Source organism: Nocardioides faecalis (genome assembly GCF_018388425.1).
Taxonomy (GTDB): Bacteria; Actinomycetota; Actinomycetes; order Propionibacteriales; family Nocardioidaceae; genus Nocardioides; species Nocardioides faecalis.
In genome coordinates, this window is the sequence record NZ_CP074406.1 from 13,659 (window position 1) to 32,048 (window position 18,390).

At 69.2% G+C, this 18,390-nt stretch carries 17 protein-coding genes; 9 read left to right on the top strand and 8 right to left on the bottom strand.

The annotated features are described in order from the left end of the window. The first annotated feature begins 133 nt into the window (after window positions 1–133). Both KG111_RS00070 and KG111_RS00075 read left to right on the top strand, forming a co-directional pair. Entirely contained in the window at window positions 134–1,408 is a 1,275-nt protein-coding gene (locus tag KG111_RS00070; RefSeq protein WP_205291228.1) for a DNA cytosine methyltransferase, read from the top strand. Continuing rightward, window positions 1,405–2,577, top strand: coding sequence for a DNA cytosine methyltransferase (locus KG111_RS00075; protein WP_205291227.1), 1,173 nt, complete (start codon window positions 1,405–1,407; stop codon window positions 2,575–2,577). Before KG111_RS00070 ends, KG111_RS00075 begins: the two co-directional genes overlap by 4 nt. On the opposite strand, the gene KG111_RS00080 is transcribed toward KG111_RS00075, so the two are convergent. From KG111_RS00080 to KG111_RS00095, 4 genes are all read right to left on the bottom strand, one after another. Then, complete coding sequence (locus tag KG111_RS00080) at window positions 2,566–2,874, bottom strand: hypothetical protein (RefSeq protein ID WP_205291226.1); 309 nt, start codon at window positions 2,872–2,874, stop codon at window positions 2,566–2,568. The two genes, KG111_RS00075 and KG111_RS00080, sit on opposite strands and share 12 nt — an antisense overlap. 1,100 nt (window positions 2,875–3,974) lie before the next feature. Continuing rightward, the gene (locus tag KG111_RS00085) at window positions 3,975–5,729 is read right to left on the bottom strand and encodes a hypothetical protein (RefSeq protein WP_205291225.1); all 1,755 of its coding nucleotides are present in this window, start codon (window positions 5,727–5,729) and stop codon (window positions 3,975–3,977) included. A 61-nt stretch (window positions 5,730–5,790) separates the two neighbouring features. Continuing rightward, window positions 5,791–6,273, bottom strand: a complete 483-nt coding sequence (locus tag KG111_RS00090) for a very short patch repair endonuclease (RefSeq protein ID WP_249666221.1) — start codon at window positions 6,271–6,273, stop codon at window positions 5,791–5,793. Window positions 6,274–7,087: 814 nt separating this feature from the next. Beyond that, complete coding sequence (locus KG111_RS00095; RefSeq protein ID WP_205291224.1) at window positions 7,088–8,443, bottom strand: endonuclease/exonuclease/phosphatase family protein; 1,356 nt, start codon at window positions 8,441–8,443, stop codon at window positions 7,088–7,090. Between the two features lie 217 nt (window positions 8,444–8,660). Between KG111_RS00095 and KG111_RS00100 the strand changes: the two genes are divergently transcribed. The 3 genes from KG111_RS00100 to KG111_RS00110 all read left to right on the top strand — a co-directional run bounded on the left by KG111_RS00100 (window position 8,661) and on the right by KG111_RS00110 (window position 10,899). Next, entirely contained in the window at window positions 8,661–9,614 is a 954-nt protein-coding gene (locus KG111_RS00100; protein ID WP_205291223.1) for a hypothetical protein, read from the top strand. Window positions 9,615–9,703: 89 nt separating this feature from the next. Then, complete coding sequence (locus KG111_RS00105) at window positions 9,704–10,531, top strand: SURF1 family protein (RefSeq protein ID WP_205291222.1); 828 nt, start codon at window positions 9,704–9,706, stop codon at window positions 10,529–10,531. After that, a complete protein-coding gene (locus tag KG111_RS00110; RefSeq protein ID WP_249666222.1) occupies window positions 10,528–10,899 on the top strand; it encodes a DUF3817 domain-containing protein in 372 nt (123 codons plus the stop codon). Before KG111_RS00105 ends, KG111_RS00110 begins: the two co-directional genes overlap by 4 nt. Before the next feature lie 15 nt (window positions 10,900–10,914). Here KG111_RS00110 and KG111_RS00115 read toward each other — a convergent pair whose 3' ends face one another. Then, entirely contained in the window at window positions 10,915–11,235 is a 321-nt protein-coding gene (locus KG111_RS00115) for a hypothetical protein (RefSeq protein ID WP_205291221.1), read from the bottom strand. 137 nt (window positions 11,236–11,372) lie between these two features. On the opposite strand from KG111_RS00115, the gene KG111_RS00120 reads away from it, so the two are divergent. The 3 genes from KG111_RS00120 to KG111_RS00130 all read left to right on the top strand — a co-directional run bounded on the left by KG111_RS00120 (window position 11,373) and on the right by KG111_RS00130 (window position 13,271). Then, entirely contained in the window at window positions 11,373–11,915 is a 543-nt protein-coding gene (locus tag KG111_RS00120; protein WP_205291220.1) for a peptidylprolyl isomerase, read from the top strand. Between the two features lie 10 nt (window positions 11,916–11,925). Beyond that, window positions 11,926–12,840 (top strand): rhomboid family intramembrane serine protease, encoded by a 915-nt coding sequence (locus KG111_RS00125; protein WP_205291219.1) that lies wholly within the window; start codon window positions 11,926–11,928, stop codon window positions 12,838–12,840. Between the two features lie 224 nt (window positions 12,841–13,064). Continuing rightward, a complete protein-coding gene (locus tag KG111_RS00130) occupies window positions 13,065–13,271 on the top strand; it encodes a hypothetical protein (RefSeq protein WP_205291218.1) in 207 nt (68 codons plus the stop codon). 118 nt (window positions 13,272–13,389) lie between these two features. Here KG111_RS00130 and KG111_RS00135 read toward each other — a convergent pair whose 3' ends face one another. Continuing rightward, window positions 13,390–13,893 carry a cell division protein CrgA gene (locus KG111_RS00135; protein ID WP_249666223.1) on the bottom strand — a complete coding sequence of 168 codons (504 nt, stop codon included), beginning with the start codon at window positions 13,891–13,893 and terminating at the stop codon, window positions 13,390–13,392. Window positions 13,894–14,110: 217 nt separating this feature from the next. Between KG111_RS00135 and KG111_RS00140 the strand changes: the two genes are divergently transcribed. Continuing rightward, on the top strand, window positions 14,111–14,806 hold the full coding sequence (locus KG111_RS00140; protein WP_249666224.1) for a DUF881 domain-containing protein: 696 nt from the start codon (window positions 14,111–14,113) through the stop codon (window positions 14,804–14,806). 40 nt (window positions 14,807–14,846) lie between these two features. Here KG111_RS00140 and pknB read toward each other — a convergent pair whose 3' ends face one another. After that, on the bottom strand, window positions 14,847–16,859 hold the full coding sequence (pknB, locus tag KG111_RS00145; protein ID WP_249666225.1) for a Stk1 family PASTA domain-containing Ser/Thr kinase: 2,013 nt from the start codon (window positions 16,857–16,859) through the stop codon (window positions 14,847–14,849). Beyond that, window positions 16,856–18,385 carry a serine/threonine-protein kinase gene (locus KG111_RS00150; RefSeq protein ID WP_249666226.1) on the bottom strand — a complete coding sequence of 510 codons (1,530 nt, stop codon included), beginning with the start codon at window positions 18,383–18,385 and terminating at the stop codon, window positions 16,856–16,858. The genes pknB and KG111_RS00150 overlap by 4 nt, the downstream gene beginning before the upstream one ends. Between the last annotated feature and the right edge of the window lie 5 nt (window positions 18,386–18,390).

The window sequence follows — 18,390 nt, forward strand, 5'->3', positions numbered from 1 at the left end:
TCATCGACCTGCGGTTTCTGCCCTTTTGGCTATCCCCTGCTATTTCCGGGTCGTGCGTCGGGACTGGGGAAGAGTGGTGTGCGAACAGTGCGGCAACTCGGAACCGTCGGCGGTTGGACCTAGAATCACATTCATGTCATCCGTCGCTTCTGAACACTTGGGCGACGCGGCTAGTCCCGTCGAGACCTTCGCGGCGTCCAGAGAGTCCGTGCGCCGCACCTTGGTGATGTCCGACGGTCGCGCGGTCACTACGGCTGAGTCTGCGCGCGGCGTCGACAGACTGCCTGCGGCGACGAACCTGGGGGCGGTCTTCAATGATCTTTGGTTGCGGAGAACACGTCATGTCGAGGCGGCGGGGACACCCGTCACGATCGCAGACCTGTTCAGCGGATGTGGCGGCCTCTCTGTCGGAGCACATGAGGCGGCGCGAGCGACTGGGCATCTGGCGGTCCACGTGCTTGCTGCCGACAACAACGAGGACGCGCTCGGGGTCTTTGGACAGAACTTCCCTGAGGCCGATCTCCATGCGGGTGGCATCGAGGAGCTCGTCGACGGCGACCTGGGGGACGGTCCCAGCCGCAACGAGCGCCGGTTGGCCAGTCGCCTTGCTGGACTCGACATCGCGATGGGTGGCCCGCCTTGCCAGGGGCACAGCGACCTGAACAACCACACGCGACGGGCCGATCCCCGGAATGCTCTGTACCTCAGAATGGCGCGATTCGTCGAGGTCGTGCGCCCCCGGCACGTGCTCATTGAGAACGTACCTGGAGTCGCGCACGACAAGTCCGGAGTCGTTCACCGAACGAAGGAGACCTTGGTTGCTGCGGGCTACTCTGTAGAGGCAGCGGTGCTCACGGCGACCGACTTTGGTGCAGCTCAGTCGCGGCGGCGCCATGTGCTCCTCGCCACTCAGGCTGGCGCCGGCGCACCTACCGCCGACGATCTCCTCCAGAACTTCGGTAGTCCGGGGCGGACGATCATGGATGCTATTGGCGACCTACGTGTTCAGCCGTCGGGCGGCATCTTCGACACGCCGGCCCAGCATTCGGCCGTCAACGAGCGCCGAATCAACTTCCTCTTCGACAATGCTCTTTGGGACCTCCCCAACGAGGAACGTCCCGACTGCCACCGACTCAAGCCTCATAGCTACGTTTCGGTTTACGGCCGGATGCATGCGGATCGGCCCGCGCCCACGATTACCTCTGGCTTCGGCAGTACTGGCCAGGGGAGGTTCGTTCACCCCCTCGAACGGCGGACCCTGACCCCACACGAAGCTGCTCGGCTGCAGGGTTTCCCAGATTGGTTCACGTTTGAGTCCGTCGAGAAGCGAGGGGCGTTGCAGAAGATGATCGGCAACGCAGTGCCCTCAAGACTGGCGTACGCAGCAATTGCGAGTCTCCTCCGGTGAGTGCCAGTTCGCTTGAAGTCGCCGGCTTGTTTGCAGGCATCGGCGGGATCGAAGAGGGCCTGCATCGGGCCGGGCATCGGACTGTCTTCCTGAACGAAATCGATGAGACGGCTCGGCAGGTGCTCGCCGCGCACTTCCCCAACGCGCATCTCACTGAAGATGTGCGCGCGATCCGATCGCTGCCCAAGGTCGACGTCTTAACCGCGGGATTTCCATGTACCGACATCAGCCAAGCTGGTCGAAAAGTTGGGATTGGCGGCGCGGCGTCGGGCTTGGTTGATGAGGTCTTCCGGCTCGTTGGTGACACATCGCCGAAATGGCTCGTGCTCGAGAACGTGAGCTATCTACTGCGCCTCGATCGCGGCAGCGGCATGCGTCACGTGGTGCAGTCCCTTGAGGAACTGGGGTTTCGATGGGCATATCGCGTGGTCGACGCACGTGCCTTCGGCCTGCCCCAGCGCCGGCAACGGGTCCTGTTCGTAGCGTCCCGGACGGAGGATCCGCGCTCGGTCCTCTTTGCTGACAATCACGGCGAGCCTGATTTCAAGGATCCAATCGGGCCGATCGACCTCGACCGTGGCTACGGGTTCTACTGGACCGAGGGACTTCGCGGCCTGGGTTGGGTGCATGACGCAGTGCCAACGATCAAGGGTGGCTCGACCATCGGTATCCCCTCTCCGCCGGCGGTGTGGTTCCCTGCCACCGGCGAGTTTGGGACTCCTCAAATTGAGGACGGTGAGCGACTTCAGGGCTTTCCGACAGGATGGACAGCTCCAGCCATGACACAGGATGGCCGGCGCGCGGGACACCGGTGGAAGCAGATCGGCAACGCCGTATGCGTTCCAATGAGCGAGTGGCTCGGCCGACGCCTGGCCGAGCCCGGCGAACCCGTCGCTGGCGACTGGGGGATGCCGCTATCAGGAGCACGGTGGCCTTTTGCTGCCTACGGTGGCGGTGGCAAGCGATGGGTGGCACCTGTGGGTATGCGACCGTTCGACGAGACATATAGCTTGCGCAAGTTCCTCGCACTACCGCTCAAGCCACTGTCGGAGCGCGCGACCCTCGGCTTTCTTAACCGGGCTGAGCGCGGCAAGCTGCGCTTCTCGGATGGGTTCCTTGAAGCCCTTCGTCAGCACGCAGGCGAGATGGCTGTGAACTCAGGAGTCTAGTCCCAGCGCACCAACCACGGCTTTGGTGAGCGCGCCACTGGATCCTGGAATGACCCTCGCTGCCGTGATCCTGCTCCTCGCAGAGAACATGGAGGGCGCCAATGCGGTCGTCGCGATTATGACTTGAGCGACGTCGATCCGAGGCTCATCCAAACGGGGGCCGTCGATCCGCAACCCCCATACGTACTTGCTGGCTGCCTCGGCTGCGTCATCTGCCCGCATCGAGACCGAGGACCGACGTTTCGCGTCGACGACGACGCATCTGAGTCGCTCCGCGCTGCTGAGGAAGACGCTCACGTCTGGGATCAAAATGCTCGTGTTGGACAGGAGCCCGTGTGGGAGCCGATGACCGAGGTCGTCAGGATCAGATCCGACTCGGAACTGGGCACACACCAAGAGATCGCCCGCCGGGATAGTCCAGCGGGCGAGCCACTCATACCCAGGAGATGCGGCATGCAACTCGGTGCGGACCGCGCCGTCGAGCGAATCCAATCCAAGTAGCACTTCGGATGCGATCCACGCTTCGTAAAGCCGCCACACGTAGCACAACGGAGCACTCGTCGGTCTGTGATGGACCGTGGCAGTCGCAACGGCCTGCAACGCCACCAGGCATTCGAATAGCTGGCGCGTCAGGGTTGGCCAACTGGATAGCGGTGGATCAGCAAGACCTGGGTCCCCAGTTGCTTGAGTTGCCACCTCCAAGAATGGCCGAACGACGGTGCGCCGCTCCGCGATGTCGCCGAGCCACTCCGCCTCAAGAAGCAATCGCGCCGCGCTGGCTGCGGCGTGAGCCAGAGCCTTAGACGTCCAGGCCGGTGCGGCACCAACACGTCGAGCGCTCCGTGCGGGCAGAGTGCGTCCCCCCGCGGACAGGCCCGGATACCGAGCAGCTCCCCGGGCGGTCACGACCGGATCTTCACGACCGCCGGGAAGCTCAAGGTGTTGCCAGCGGATCTGGGTCTTTCGTCGGGTTGGCCACGTTGCTAAGGCACTGCGTGCAAGGCGGTGTCCAAGTTCAACGTACTCGGCCAACAAGTGCTGGCGTGGCTCAAGGAGTCCGGAAGGCAGTCGTCCTTGTGTACCAACCGACGACGGTATTGGGAGGCCGGCCTCGACTAGCTGGCGCCACATGTGGTGCAGATCAGCGAGTCGTAGGGGTGGAGGTGGAGGAATATCGAGCCACGCGAGCTTGGGCCGGTCGCCGTCAAGGTAGACGACCGGAACGGAGCCAGCCACAACGTCCGCGGCCATCTCCACCGTCGTGTCGGGCGGGCCGAGAACCACGAGGCCGGGGGATCGAGAGGTCAACTGCAGTTCAGGTGGAACCACGAGTGGCTCCGAGGGTAGATCCAAGGAGACAGTGCGCCACTTATCGCGGAACACGACCCGACACGGGCTCATGACAGCGCGGCCCAAAAATCCATCGAGTCGGCGAAGAGCATCCCTGACGTCGCCCCGCGCAGGGCGTCAATCCTTCGGCGGAGCCCTCCTCCCAGACCTTCGGCTCCACCTGACGCTGTGAGCTGGCTGTCCGACGCCAGCCGCTCTACGCTCCCCGCGAAGGCATGGGTTGGAAGTTGTGACAGCAGTACGTGGACAACGGCATTCTCCGCCGCGACTTCTGCCGCGGCGTCGGTGCTTTCGGCCCCCGCAAGGGCCAGGAAGTAAGCCATGTAGTTGGCTGCACGCTCCGCATCACGGCGACTAGGAACGAATGGCGTGCCACCACCGATCAACTCCAGAAGCCGGCCCAGATGCTTCAACATTGCGACGAGCTGATCGAGGCTTAGCGCCCGCCGCGCGGCGGACGGATCTCCCATGCAGCGGACCGGCGCGCGCACCGCACGGGGCGCAACGACCGCAGGGCCATTCGCGCCGTTCGCTGGGGATGGCTCGACGAGCCGTGCGGCCTCGGCCGACGGGTCCCATGCTTCTTCGGGCTCCAGGAGCACTACCGCTCCGCGGGCCGTCACCTTGCGGGCGGGTGCCGTGCTGTTCGCGTCAACGTTGATTGTGGCGAACACGCGCGGCCAGGGTCCAAGGGTCGCGACGGGCGGAACGTCGAGCATCTCGTCCGAGTCTTCGGCACCAGCGCGCTGGGCGTGTAGCGGCCATGTCAGCATCGGGACGCTCACTGCGCTAAGACCGTGCGTTACGGGTGCTAGGTATCCCTCAATCGGCGAAAGGTTCGCCTCTTCGACGATCAGCACTGTCGATGCCGCCTTAGAAAGCTCTGCTTCGTCTCCGCCAAGTGCTCCTACGGTGAACTCGTGCAGGGCAACGAGCTTGGGTGTGTCAGGAGTCTGTGCGAACTGCGCAGTCAGGCTGGAGTAGTAGCCGAACGCGTCTTCGGGTCCGGACCACCCGGAGCGCGCATCGAGAACCGCTGTCGCAGCTTCGACGCTCAAAAACCCCGCGAGCAAACGAGCGATTGTGCTCTTGCCAGTTCCGCTGGGACCCGCGAAGAGTACGAGTTGGCTGGACAGGGCACAGGCAAGGACATCTGTTGCAGTAGCAAGATCCAACGCGATGCCATGTGAGTCGGCGTACGCAACCAGCCCGGTCGGGAGTTCCGAAAGCCCAGCCAGCTCGGACGGGGTAGCAAGAGCGCGCCCGACAAGTTCCTCCTCATCGACTTGGCCCACGCTCGGCGCGACCGCATGGCCGTCGAATGGGAGATCTGTCACGGAGTGGATGCTGGGCGAGCCCAACATCGGAAAATGGGGCGCAATCCGCTCAACTAGGTCGTCGTCAATTCGGTGGATCACGGTGGTCACTCTCCACATGCCGCCGACGACTTCAGCGACGGCGACGGTGCGCACCTTCGGAAACCGGCTGATTCGCTTGCGAGCCGCTCCCACGAACTTGGCGACCGTGTATGGCGCCGAGATGAAGACCAGGTACAGATCGATGTCCTTGTCCATGCTCTCGGTAAGGACGTTCGCGGCACGACCGGAACTGTTGGCCGTCTTGCACCGAGTCTTCAGGTGTCGACCAGCATCCGCGGCGAGCTCCTCATCCAGAAGCGCATCCACGGAGGACCAGTTATAGCCCGTCTTGCCGAGCTCAAGGATCTCCTCGGCGCGGTTGTTGATTGCTTCCTCGAAGGCAGTCGGCGTCGGTACGAGATTCGCGGATGGGCCATCGGTCATGTGGAGATGCTTTCACGTAGCTGCGCCGCCGCAATGAGGATTCGTCCGATCTGGCAGCCCATCACACGGTTTTCTTGACCGGTTCATCCTCTGCGGCAGAGGGCCCCGGCCGGGGACTTGGCTCGGAGTGAAGAACGACCGCGGCAACGACGGCCGCAGTGACCTCGCGCGGATCCTGATGCTCCCAGAACCGGAGGACGAGCCATCCGGCGTCGCGGAGTCGTTCTGTGGTTTCGGTGTCGCGCGCAACATTTTCCGCGAGCTTCTTGGACCAGTAGGCCGCGTTCGACTTGGCGCTGGTCGCATGCTGAGGGCACGAATGCCAGTAGCAGTCGTCAATAAAGATCGCGATCCGCCGCTTCGGGAACACAATGTCCGCCGTTCTCCGCAGGGACGGCTCAGGGCGGTAGTCGACGCGGTAGCGAAGTCCGGCGGCGTGCAAATGCCGACGAACGGCGAGCTCGGGAGAGGTGTCTCGGGACCTGTTGCCCTGCATGACCTTGCGCGAGGCAGGGCTGCTCGCCCAACTCTGGTACGCCGGCACCTCTCCATCTTCGCCCGGCGCAGGCGGCGAGCAAAGTCGGACAGGCGGCACCGCCGGTGAGACGATGAGACGACTATCGAGGAGATTCCAGTACTCATTGGTGCTGGTCGCTGCTGAACGTCTCTAGCTGTCCCTCAACGTCTTGGGTGTCTGGCCGGACGGCAGAAGTGGCCTTGAAGTGCGGCAATGCGCGGCTCCCGCTGGGAGGTCCCGCGACTGCTAGTGACCTGATGACCGGGTACGTCTAGCGCCGGACAGCCGCCTCTTGCGGGGAGCCGCGGTCTGCCTCGGTGGTGACCCTCGTCCGAACAACGACGGGAAGTCGCCTCAGTCCGCGGCGTGGCCGATCAACTGGGGTGCGCCTGGGGTTGTAGCGGTGCGCCAGGCATCCGGCAGCCGGCCGACCCCTGCGGTGCACCTCGACGTAGGTCGCGTCGGTGCGCGCCCTCACGGGCAGGTAGCCGTCGTAGGCGGGGGCTGCCGCCTCGGCGCCGGGGTGGCCTCTCCGGAGCGCCCAGGCCTCCGGCAAGTCCTGCCCAAGCGTCCCGGCGATGGACCGGTGCAGGGTCTCGCCGCGACGACGACGGCGAACGGGGGCAACGGCCCGCCGCCGGCCAACGCGTCCGCGGCGTGGTCGAGGACCTGCCAGCAGAGCTCTTGGGTCGCATCGTCGATCTCCGTCCATGCGGTCATGGCGCACAGGGTGACCACCCGCTCGTGCCGCCGGCGCGATTCTCGAGTTCCTTTACGCTCCCGACCGGCTCAGGCGCCCCTCGTGAGTGTTTCCCGTGAAACTCCGGGGGGCCGGAAGGGCTCAGCGCGGAGGCAGCGGCAGCGACGCGACCTGCATGAAGTGGTCGGAGGCGACCTGCGACTTCAAGCCGTAGACCCGGTTGACGAAGGCGCAGGAGCCCTTCACCCGACCGTAGGTGAGGATGTAGTCGCGGCGCAGCGGGCTGGCCTTGAGCGGGAACTTGAACTGGTTCGTGGTCTGGTACTTCGCCCCCGAGATCCGGGCGGAGGCGAAGGCGTCGTAGAAGCCGGCCCGCATCAGCGCGCGCTGCACGTTGTTGTTGGGCTTCGTGGCGGCGGTGGAGTTCAGGTCGCCGGCCAGGACCACCTGGTCGCCGTACTTCTTGTGCAGGTTCTTGAGCAGCGTGATCACCTGGTTGACCTGCCGGCCGCGGGTCTGCACGTCGGCGAGGCGCTCGCCGAGGTGCATGTGCACGGAAGCCAGGATGAAAGGCGCCTGCGTCGGTCGGCGTGCGGCGTCGATCGCCTGCAGCCGGACCCAGGGCACCATCGTGTCCTTCGGGGCGCCCCTGTCATCGATCCGCAGCAGCCCGCGTCCGTTGCCCTTGTCGGCGTCGGTGCCGGCGAGCATCTGGAAACGGTTGGCGTCGTAGAAGACGCGGGTGCCGCCGAGCGAGCCGGGCAGGGGGCGGTACCACTCCTGCGGGATCGCGTCCCTCCAGTCCGCACTGGTGTCGGCGGCGTTCAGTGCGCGCAGGACGACCTCGTTCTGCGGCAGGGAGCCGTAGCCCTGGTCGGGCTGGCCGCTGGCCTCCTGGATGGCGACCGCGCGGGCACCGCTGCGGCGGATCTCGTTGACCACGTTGGCGCGCCGGTTCGCCCAGCTGAAGGCGCCCTTGTCGGCGGTCCACGTGCGGATGTTGAACGCACCCACGGTCACCCGGTTCGTGGCCGCCGCGGTGCAGGCGGCGCCGATCGGGGTCTGGATCCACTTGGTCGGGGTCTCGCTGCGCCCGCCGCCCTTGCGGTAGACGAACACCTTCACGAACGTGTAGTTGCCCGACTGCGGGTAGGCCCCGGCAGCGCGGGACACGATCACCGACCGCTTCTTGCGGCTCACCTTGTACTTGCGCGTCTCGACGTCCAGCTGGCGACTGACACCGACCTTGACGACGTACTTCTTGACGTACTTGCCCGGCTTCTTCCACGACACCTTGATCCGGCCGTCGCGGGTGTTGGTCAGGCTCAGCTTCAGGTACTTCGTGCCGTTCTGGTAGCTGCCCGACGCCACCCCCGTCGGGTTCGACTTGGCCTTGCGGGCCGCGCCCCCGGCGTCGGCGAAGCCGGCCACGAGCGCACCGCACAGCAGCATGACGAGGACGGCCTGGACGGCGCGGCGGATCGGGCGTGTGAACATGGGGAGAGCTCCAGACGGTGCTGCGCGTGGGACACGCCGTGATGCGCGCGCCGTGATCAGGTCTGTCGACTGTATTGCAGACGACCCAGACGGACGGGCACTTCCGGTCACCCCGTCCCCGAGGGCGACGGCCGATCGGACGCATCCCTGAGCGTGTTGGCAACGTGGTGAGGATCTCGTTCCGGTGGACCGGTGAGCCCATGGCAAGATCGTCGCCGTGAGGGGAGCCCGGTTCGCTGCAGCTCTGGCCGGGCTGGCGCTTCTGAGCGCCTGCGCGAGCGAGGCCAAGCCCGTCTACCAGGAGGAGCCGATCGCCCGCGCCGTCATCACGACGTACGACGAACAGCTGGAGCCCTCGGCCGCGGTGCTCGCGCTGGTGCCCGCGGAGGCCCAGACAGTGTCGGTCACCGACTTCGAGCAATTGCGCCTCGTGCTCGGGCTCGGCTCGATGCAGGAGGCGTCCCCCGCTGACGTGGCCCGGTTCTGGCGCCGGCTCCCCCGCACCGCGACCCTGTCCCGCGGCCTGTTGCGCGGGGTCGACGCCAGGCTGCGCGCCGACTTCGGGTTCACCCAGGACGACGTCGCGTGGGAGGCGCGCTACACCGGCGCCGCCAAGGGCTGGATCCTCGCGTTCCGGAACGGCACCTCGATGGATGCCGTCGCGCGCGCCGTGAAGGCCGGAGTCGGTCCGCTGGCGGACGCCGTCGTGGACGCCGACCGCCGCCTGGTCACCTCCGCGAAGCCACCGGAGCCCGAGGCCGCGTGGGGTGCCGAGCCGGCGCTGGCGGCGCTCGGCGGCCAGGAGGCCGTGGCGACGTACCTCTCGCGCGGCTGCCTCGACGTCGACTCCGTCTTCGGCAAGGGCGTGCAGGCCAAGCTGGCGGCCGAGCCGGCCGCCGCGCTGCGCGACCTCGACGAGCTCGACGGGTTCGCCCTGGCGATGGGCAGCGAGCTGGCCACCGTGCAGCTCGGTCCGAAGCGCCGCGACGCCTTCGACCGCGTCAGGCTCGCCGAGAACCTGCCGCCGACGGTCCCCGACTTCAACGTCGCCCTCACCCGTCCCGTCGCGGACCCCTCCACGGGACGCCTCGGCTACACCCTCGACGACCCCGCCGCGGCGGCCGAGCTCACCCGCACCCGGCAGCTGCCGTTCGCGGTCTGCGCCGGCTGAAACCGGCACCGGCTGAGACCTGGGCCGACTGAGCCAGCGGGGGCGTCCCGAAATCGGCCCAGACGGCGTCCGGATCGTACCCTGGGAGGGTGTCGGAGAGCTCGAAGCTGCGTCCGTGGAGCCCGCGCCTGTGGGGCGTGCACCTCCTCGGCCTGCTGTGTGTCGGGTTCGCCGTCGGCATGGGCCTGTGGCAGTACGACGCGTTCACCGAGCGCCGTGCCGCGGAGCAGCAGGACCTGACCCGCTCCGAGCCGGTGGCCATCACCGAGCTGATGGGGCCCGACGACCCCTTCCCCCGCGCCGGTCTCAGCCATCCCGTCGAGGTCCGCGGCACCTTCCTGCCCGAGGGCACGGTGCTGATCGACGACCGTGAGGGCGCCGGCGGCCGCGACGGCCGCTGGCTGGTCACCCCGATCACCGTCGGCGAGCCCGGCGCTCCCGCGGTGCCGGTCATCCGCGGCTGGGTCGACGACGACACCGACCTCGACGAGCTGCCCGCGCCGCCGACCGGCGAGGTCGACGTGCTCGGCTGGCTGCAGCCCACCGAGGGCGGCAACGACCCCGACGAGGACCCGACCGACGACATCGTGCCGCTGCTGCGCGTCGCCGACCTGCTGCAGCGCGTCGAGCCCGGCCAGGACATGTACGGCGCCTTCGTCCTCGCCAAGGAGCCGCTGGCCACCGACGAGGAGGCCGGGGTGGTCGCCGCGACACTGGACCAGCTGCCCCCCGCCAGCCGGTTCACCGGGCTGCGCAACATCCTCTACGCCGTCGAGTGGTGGGTCTTCGCCGCCTTCGCCGCGTTCATCTGGTGGCGCCACGTGCGCGACGTTGTGGCGGGCACCACGCACGCGCGCCGGGTGGTGCAGACGGACGACGAGGACACCGAGACCGACGTCGTAGGCTCCCGGACGTGAAGAAGAACCTGCTCGCCTACCGCGTGATGGCCTCCATCGTCGGCGTGCTCCTCGTGGTGCTGGTGCTGGTCGGGCTGCCGCTGCACTACGGCTACCTGATCAGCGACGCCGCGTTCCTCGCCGAGGGCACCGGTGACGGTTGGAAGCTCGGCTCCGACATCTCCGCCTACCTCGGCGTCGCGCACGGCTGGCTCTACATGATCTTCCTGATCGCGGCGTTCCTGCTCTCCCGCAAGGCTGAGTGGGACACCCCGTTCACCCTCGTCACGCTGGCCTGCGGCACCGTGCCGATCCTCAGCTTCTGGGCCGAGCACCGCGCCACGAAGCGGGTGCGCGAGGAGTTCGGCGAGGAGCTCGCCGCGCACTGAGCGACTCGGGGCGGCTCAGGCGAGCCGCTCGGTCTCGTCGCTGGGGTCCGGGTCGGGGCCGGTGGAGTAGCCGGTGGCCGGCGGCGTGTCCGTGGGCGCCTCGGCCAGGTTCGACGCCGGGCTGGCCGGCGGCACGCTCGTCTCGGTCGACCCCTGCATCGATCCCTGTGCCGACCCCTGTGCCGACCCCTGGGGCGTCGTGGTGACCGGACCCGAGGAGTCCGCGGACTGCCACACCGCACCGCTCTGCACCTTGCCGGCCTGCAGCTTCTTGGCCACGGCCGCCACCCCCGCACCGACCAGCGAGACGAACACCAGCTTCTTGAGCTTCTTCACGAGCACTCCTTCATGGGTGGGTGGGGGTCCCAGCATGTCCCAGGCGGGCAAACCCGGCTGCGCGCCCGACCGTAGGATCGAGGCGTCGCCGGACACCGACGCCCGGTGCGAGACCAACCCAGAGACGAGGAAACCCCATGGCAGACCAGCAGGCCGTCCTGAAGACCAACAAGGGCGACATCACGGTCAACCTGTTCCCGAACCACGCGCCGCTGACGGTCAAGAGCTTCGTCGGCCTGGCCACCGGGAACCCGGTCGAGGTCACCCCCGAGGGTCCCTACACCCCCGACCGCCGCGGCGGCAGCACCGGCGAGGGCCCCTTCTACGACGGCATCACCTTCCACCGCATCATCCCCGGCTTCATGATCCAGGGTGGCTGCCCCGACGGCATCGGCACCGGCGGCCCGGGCTACCAGTTCAAGGACGAGCCGCACCCCGAGCTCACCTTCGACAAGCCCTACCTGCTCGCGATGGCCAACGCCGGCCCGGGCACCAACGGCTCGCAGTTCTTCATCACCGTCGGCCCCGCCACGTGGCTGAACTTCAAGCACACCATCTTCGGTGAGGTCGCTGACCAGGCCAGCCGCGACGTCGTCGACGCGATCGCCGCCGTGCCGACCGGCCGCAACGACAAGCCGGTCGAGCCCGTCGTCATCGAGACGATCGAGATCAAGGGCTGACCCAGCACCGATGAGCAATCCTCCGGTCGGGGTGCCGACCTGTTACCGGCACCCCGACCGGGAGACCTGGATCCGCTGCCAGCGCTGCGAGCGCCCGATCTGCCCCGACTGCATGAACGAGGCCGCGGTCGGTTTCCAGTGCCCCGACTGCGTCGCCGAGGGCCGGCGCACCGTGCGGCAGGCGCAGGCGGCGTACGGCGGCGCGCCCTCGCGCAACCCCGGCGCCACCTCCCTGACGCTGATCGGCATCAACGCCGTCGTGTGGGTGCTGATCACCGCGACCGGCGGCGGCAACAGCCGGCTCCTCGACTGGATCCTGCTGCGCCCGCGCGGCTTGTGCGTCGACGGCAACCTGGCCTACTCCGTCTCCCGCCAGGTCTGCGAGTCGCGCGCCGGCGCCGAGTGGCTGCCCGGCGTCACCGACGGCGCCTTCTGGCAGCTGGTGACCAGCACGTTCACCCACGTCCAACCGCTGCACCTCGGCTTCAACCTGCTGGCCATCTGGGTGCTGGGCCCGCAGCTCGAGCAGGTGCTGGGCCGGGTCCGCTACCTCGCCGTCTACCTGCTCTCCGGGCTCGCCGGATCGGTGGCCGTCTACTGGCTCTCCAACGAGTACGGCGCCACCGTGGGCGCCTCGGGTGCGGTGTTCGGCCTGATCGGTGCCCTCATCGTGGTCGGCCTCAAGGTCCGCGCCAACGTGCAGTCGCTGTTCCTGTGGCTCGGCATCAACGTCGTGCTCACCTTCACCGTCTCGAACCTGTCGTGGCAGGGCCACCTCGGTGGGCTGCTCGGCGGGTCGGTGGTCACCGCGATCATCGTCCTCGCCCCGCGTACCCGCCGCGCCCAGGTGCAGGCGGCCGGGCTGAGCGCCTTCGCGCTGCTGCTCGTGGCGGCCATCGTGGCCCGCGCCCTCGTGCTGACCTGACGCCGTCCCGCCCGGTTTCGGTCCGTCCGGCGCAGTCCACCCAGTTCATCCCCAGGTTTCTCCACCGCTGTGGAGGAACTACACACGTGTAGTTCTCCCCAGCGGTGGAGAAACCTGTGGATAACTCCGTCCTGGAGAGAGTGGAGTGGGTGGCGCGGCTGTTGCGGCCGGCCGGGCTGGGTACCGGTCGAGGCGTACCGCACGCCGACGCAGAAGGAGACCCCGTGACCCACCGCAAGGTCGCCGCCCGTTGGAGCGCCGGATCCGTCGCACTGCTCGCCGCGCTCACGCTGGGCGCCTGCGGCGAGGACGGTGCCAAGGACGACGTCACCAACGACCCGGTCGACGACACCGCCTCCGTCACCCCGCCGACGCCCGCCGAGGAGCAAGAAGGCTCCGGGGACGAGGGTGGCGAGGTCGACGACAACTGACCTACCGGAGCCCGCGAGACCCTGCCCTTGCTCGCGGGAACCGTGACGAAAAAGGCGACGGCGCCGGCGGACCTCGGTCCGCCGGCGCCGTCGTACGTCTGCCTGGGGTTGCTCCGGCCTACTCCCAGCGGGTGGCGAAGGTGAAGCCGACCGCCATGAAGCCGATGCCCACGAACAGGTTCTTCTGACCCAGGTCGTTGAAGATCGGGATGTCCTTGGGGTCATTGCCGGTGAGGAAGATGTAGAAGATGCAGATCCACAGCAGCCCGAGCAGGAAGCAGCCGAGCATTCCCACGACCACACCACGCCCGCGGCCCAGCGGGGTCGAGGGGTGCGCGGAGATCGCCAGACCGAGGAACATCGCGATGAACCCGATCAGGTAGTTGTAGCCCTCGAGGTCGGCCAGGAAGGCCGGCCCGCCCGGCTGGTTGGGCTTGCCGTCGGAGTTGAACGAGCCGAAGCCGTCGGTGGGCCGGATGCCGAAGTAGTAGTAGACGATCAGCGCGATCCCGGCGATGACCAGCAGCGCGGCGATGATCGTGCGCGGCGTGAGCACCGCGAGACGGTCACCGGCGAGCGGGTCGCGGTCCTTGCTCTTCGGCAGGCGGGGCAGCTTGGCCACGAAAAGGGCTCCTCTGTCGGTTCGTCTGGACGCAGGGTCGTGCACGGTCGGTGACCTCCGCGACGCGCGCCGCGCTCCTGCACGGGCAGGTGCGCGCAGCGGTGATGCCGTGGTGGACACTGTCAGTATGACGGGTGCACACGCCGGAGGTCCGACGGGCCGCCGATCCGGCCGGTCCGGCCGATCGCCGGTCTGGCGCATCGGCACGCCCGCAGTCGTGCTGCTCAGCGGCCTGCTCTTCGCGGTCTCCGGCACCGACAGCGAAGGCACGGACCTGCGTCCGGGCCGTTACACCGACCTCGCCGGCCTCGTCGCCGGCGAGGCCAGCGACTACCAGCGCATCGAGGACCGCTTCAACGAGCTCTCCGAGGAGGTCGACCGGCTCGGCGCCGGCGTCAGTGACAAGCGGGTCGAGCGGCTGCGCCGCGAGCAGCGCGAGCTGCGTGATCGCGCCGGTGCGACGCCCCGGCGCGGCCCCGGCATCCGGATCACGCTCTCCGACGCGCCCGAGGAGCTGCTGGACGCGGCCGTCGCGTCCGGGGTGGTGAAGCTGAATCGCTTCGTGGTGCACCAGCAGGACATCCAGGCCGTGGTCAACGCGCTGTGGACCGGCGGCGCCGAGGCGGTCACCATCGCCGGCCAGCGGGTCGTGTCCACCACCGGGATCCGGTGCCAGGGGCCCGTCGTCCAGCTCCAGGGCGTGCCCTATCCCCAGCCGTACGTGATCGAGGCGGTCGGGGAGGTCTCCGACCTGCTCGCCGCGGTGGACTCGGACGAGCTGGTCTCGCTCTACCGCTCCGACTCCGCGGACCCGCAGATCGGCATCGGCTGGGAGATGGAGAGCGTCGCGGACGTCCGCGCTCCCGCCTACGACGCCGTGCTGGACCTGCAGTACGCCAAGCCGCTGCGCTGAGCCGGCGCCGAGTGCGGACGCCGACCCGGCGTCCGCCTGCTCAGCGTCCGGTCCCGCGACTCCGCTCGGTGCTGGTGGCGCCCGGCAAGGTCCGGACCGGCGTGGGCGTCTGCCCGCGCTGCGTCGGGTCCTGCACCCCGGCGTCCGGACCGTCCGAGGGGGCCGGGTCGGCCGGGTTCAGCGGGTCGGTGCCGCCGGCGACCTCCTGGCCGTCGCTGACGCCGTCGCCATCGGAGTCCGGGTTCGCCGGGTCCGTGCCACGGGTCGCCTCGTCCTCGTCGGAGAGGCCGTCGGCGTCGGAGTCGGTGGGCGCGGCCGGCTTCTCGTAGATCGACACGAAGAGCAGGATGTCGGTGCCCCGGTCGCGCTTCTCGCCGGCCGCGGGCAGCTGCTCGGTGATCCGGCCCTTGGGCTGGGAGTCGTCGTCGGCCGCGGCGTTGCGCACCACCGGGTTGAACCCGGCCGCGCGGATCGCCTCCTCGGCGGCGGCCTGCTTGCGGCCCACCACGTTCGGCACCGCCTCGGGGCCGTCGGAGACGCACAGCTCGATCATCGCGGTCGGGTCGACCGCGGTGCCGGCCGTCGGGTTCTGCTGGACGACGGTGCCCTCGGGCTCGTCCTCGTCGCACTCGGTGCGGGTGATGTTGGCCTGCGGGATGCCGGCCTCGACCAGGGTGGCGACGGCCTGCTTGTACTTCTGGTCGGTCACCGACGGCATCGGGAAGTCGCAGGGCCCGCTGGACAGGGTGAGGAACACGGTGCCGTCGTGCTCGATGTAGCGGTCCGCGGGCGGGTCCTGGGCGATCACCTCGCCCCCGTCGGGATACTGGTCGCTGCACTCGGTGGCGCGGTCGTCGACCGCGAGGCCCTTGTCGCCGATGAGGTTGCGCGCGACCTGGCTGTCCAGCCCGATCACCGAGGGCACCTTGACGTCGGCCGGTTCGGAGGGGAACAGCCGTGGCCACACGACGGCGGCGGTGGCGAGCAGCGCCACGAAGAGCACGGCGAGCACGACCCACAGCAGCGTGCGGCTGCGCCGGTCGTCCTCCTTGGTCGGCGGCAGCGGCCGGCGCACGGCCGTCTCCGGGCCCGAGCCGCCCGGGCCGCCCGAGCCCGCCGCGGCGGGAGCCCCGGCCGCGACCGAGGTCCGGTCCGGCACGATCGCCTGCACCGGTCGCCCGGCCAGGTAGCGCTCGATGTCGGCGCGCATCGCGCCCGCCGACTGGTAGCGGTCCTCGACCCGCTTGGCCAGCGACTTCATCACGATCGCGTCGATCTGCGGGGTCAGGTCCGGCTCGTGCCGCGACGGCGGGACCGCCGGCTCGCGCACGTGCTGGTAGGCCACGGCGACCGGGGAGTCGCCGACGAACGGCGGACGGCCGGTGAGCAGCTCGTAGAGCAGGCACCCCGCGGAGTAGACGTCGGAGCGCGAGTCCACCGTCTCCCCGCGCGCCTGCTCCGGGGAGAGGTACTGCGCGGTGCCGACCACGGCCGCGGTCTGGGTCATCGACGACTGGGCGTCGCTCATCGCCCGGGCGATGCCGAAGTCCATCACCTTCACGTCGCCCGACGGGGTGAGCATGACGTTCCCGGGCTTGATGTCGCGGTGGATGATCCCCGCGCGGTGGCTGTAGTCCAGCGCGGACAGCACGCCGGAGGTGATCTCGAGTGCCCGCTCGGGCAGGATCTTGCGGCCCTCGCGCAGGATGTCGCGCAGGGTCCGCCCGGCGACGTACTCCATCACGATGTAGGGCACGACCTCCACGTCCCCCGACGGGCTGGTGGTGCGCTCCTCGCCGGTGTCGTAGACCGCGACGATCGAGGGGTGGTTCAGCGACGCCGAGGACTGCGCCTCGCGGCGGAACCGGGCCTGGAAGGTGGGGTCGCTGGCCAGGTCGGTGCGCAGCCGCTTGACCGCCACCACCCGGCCGAGCCGGGTGTCGGTGCCCTTGCGCACCTCGGCCATGCCGCCGCGTCCGAGCAGCTCGGCCAGCTGGTAGCGACCGCCGATCAGGGGACCGTTCTGCGTGCCGCCTTCGGTGGGGGTGCTCACTCGTCTCCCTCCTCGGTGCTCGGGTCGGTCGGCTCCGACGACTCCTCGGTCGGCTCGGTCGTCGGCGTGGCGGTCGCGGTCGTCGGGGCCTGCTCCGGGCCCCAGTAGAAGACCGTCACGGAGTCGCCCTCCTCGAGGGTCCCGTTGGGGGCGAAGCGGGCCACGGAGTCCGCGGGGCAGCGGCCGTCGTTGGGCTCGCCCACCTGCTCCCAGGACACGCGCAGGCCCTCGTCCTGCAGGTCCGCCACCGCGTCGCGGTAGTCGGTGCGGCAGCGGTAGCGCCCGTCGTCGACCCGGACCGTCGCAGGCGCGGTCGTGGTCTCGGAGGGTGCCTCGGAGGTGGGCTCCTCCGTGGTCGGCTCCGTGGTCGGCTCGCTGGTGGTCCGGGTGGGGGTGTCGTCGACCTTCGGGTCGTCGTCCCCTCCGCCGCCGAGCACCAGCGCCAGCACCGCGACGATGACGACGACCGCGACGATCGCGGCCACCACGGCCAGCCACGGCTTGCGCTTGTGCTCCTCGTCCTCCTCCTGGGCCAGCTCCCCGGTCGCCGGGTCCCCGGCGTACGGCGTGGGCGCGTCCAGGCGCTGCATCGGCGCGGCGCCCACCTGCTGGGTCACGGGGTCGAGCACCTGCGTGGCGCTCTCGTCCGCGCCGGCCACGGCGGCCACGCCGGCGACGGTCTCCGGCGAGCGGAGCGCGGCGGCGAACGCCGTACCGTCGGCGAAGCGCTCGGCGGGGTCCTTGGCCAGGGCCCGGGTGACGACGGCGGCCAGTGCCGGCGGCACGGTGTCCGGCAGCGGCGGCACCGGCTGCTGCAGGTGCGCCAGCGCGGTCGCGACCGGCGTCTCGGCCTCGAACGGGCGGCGGCCGGTCAGGCACTCGTAGGCCACCACGCCGAGGGAGTAGACGTCGGAGGCCGGCGTGGACGGGTTGCCGCGGGCCTGCTCCGGGGAGAGGTACTGCGGGGTGCCCATCACCGAGCCGGTGCGGGTCAGCGCGACGGCGTCCGCGGCGCGAGCGATGCCGAAGTCGGTGATCTTGACCTTGCGGTCGGGGGTGACCAGCAGGTTCGCCGGCTTCACGTCGCGGTGCACGATGCCCGCGGCGTGGGCGACGCCGAGCGCGTCGGCGGCCTGGGCGAGCAGGTCGGCGACCACCCCGGTGTCGAGGGTGCGGCCGGCGTCGCGGGCGGTGGCCAGCAGCGCGGACAGCGGCTGCCCCTCCACCAGCTCCATCACCAGGAACGGCGGCTGCGTCGGCCCGTCGCCCTCGGGGGCGCCGTAGTCGTAGACCCCGGCGATGCCGGGGTGGTGCAGGGCGGCGGCGCTGCGCGCCTCGGTCTCGAACCGGGTGCGGAACGTCGGGTCGTCGGCGTACTCGGCCTTGAGCACCTTGACCGCGACCTTGCGGTCCAGCCGGGTGTCGGTGGCGCGCCAGACCACGCCCATGCCGCCGGTGGCGATCATGGAGTCGAGCCGGTAGCGCCGGCCCGGGTCGGCGTAGGTGGGCTGCTGCTCGTCGCTCACTGGGT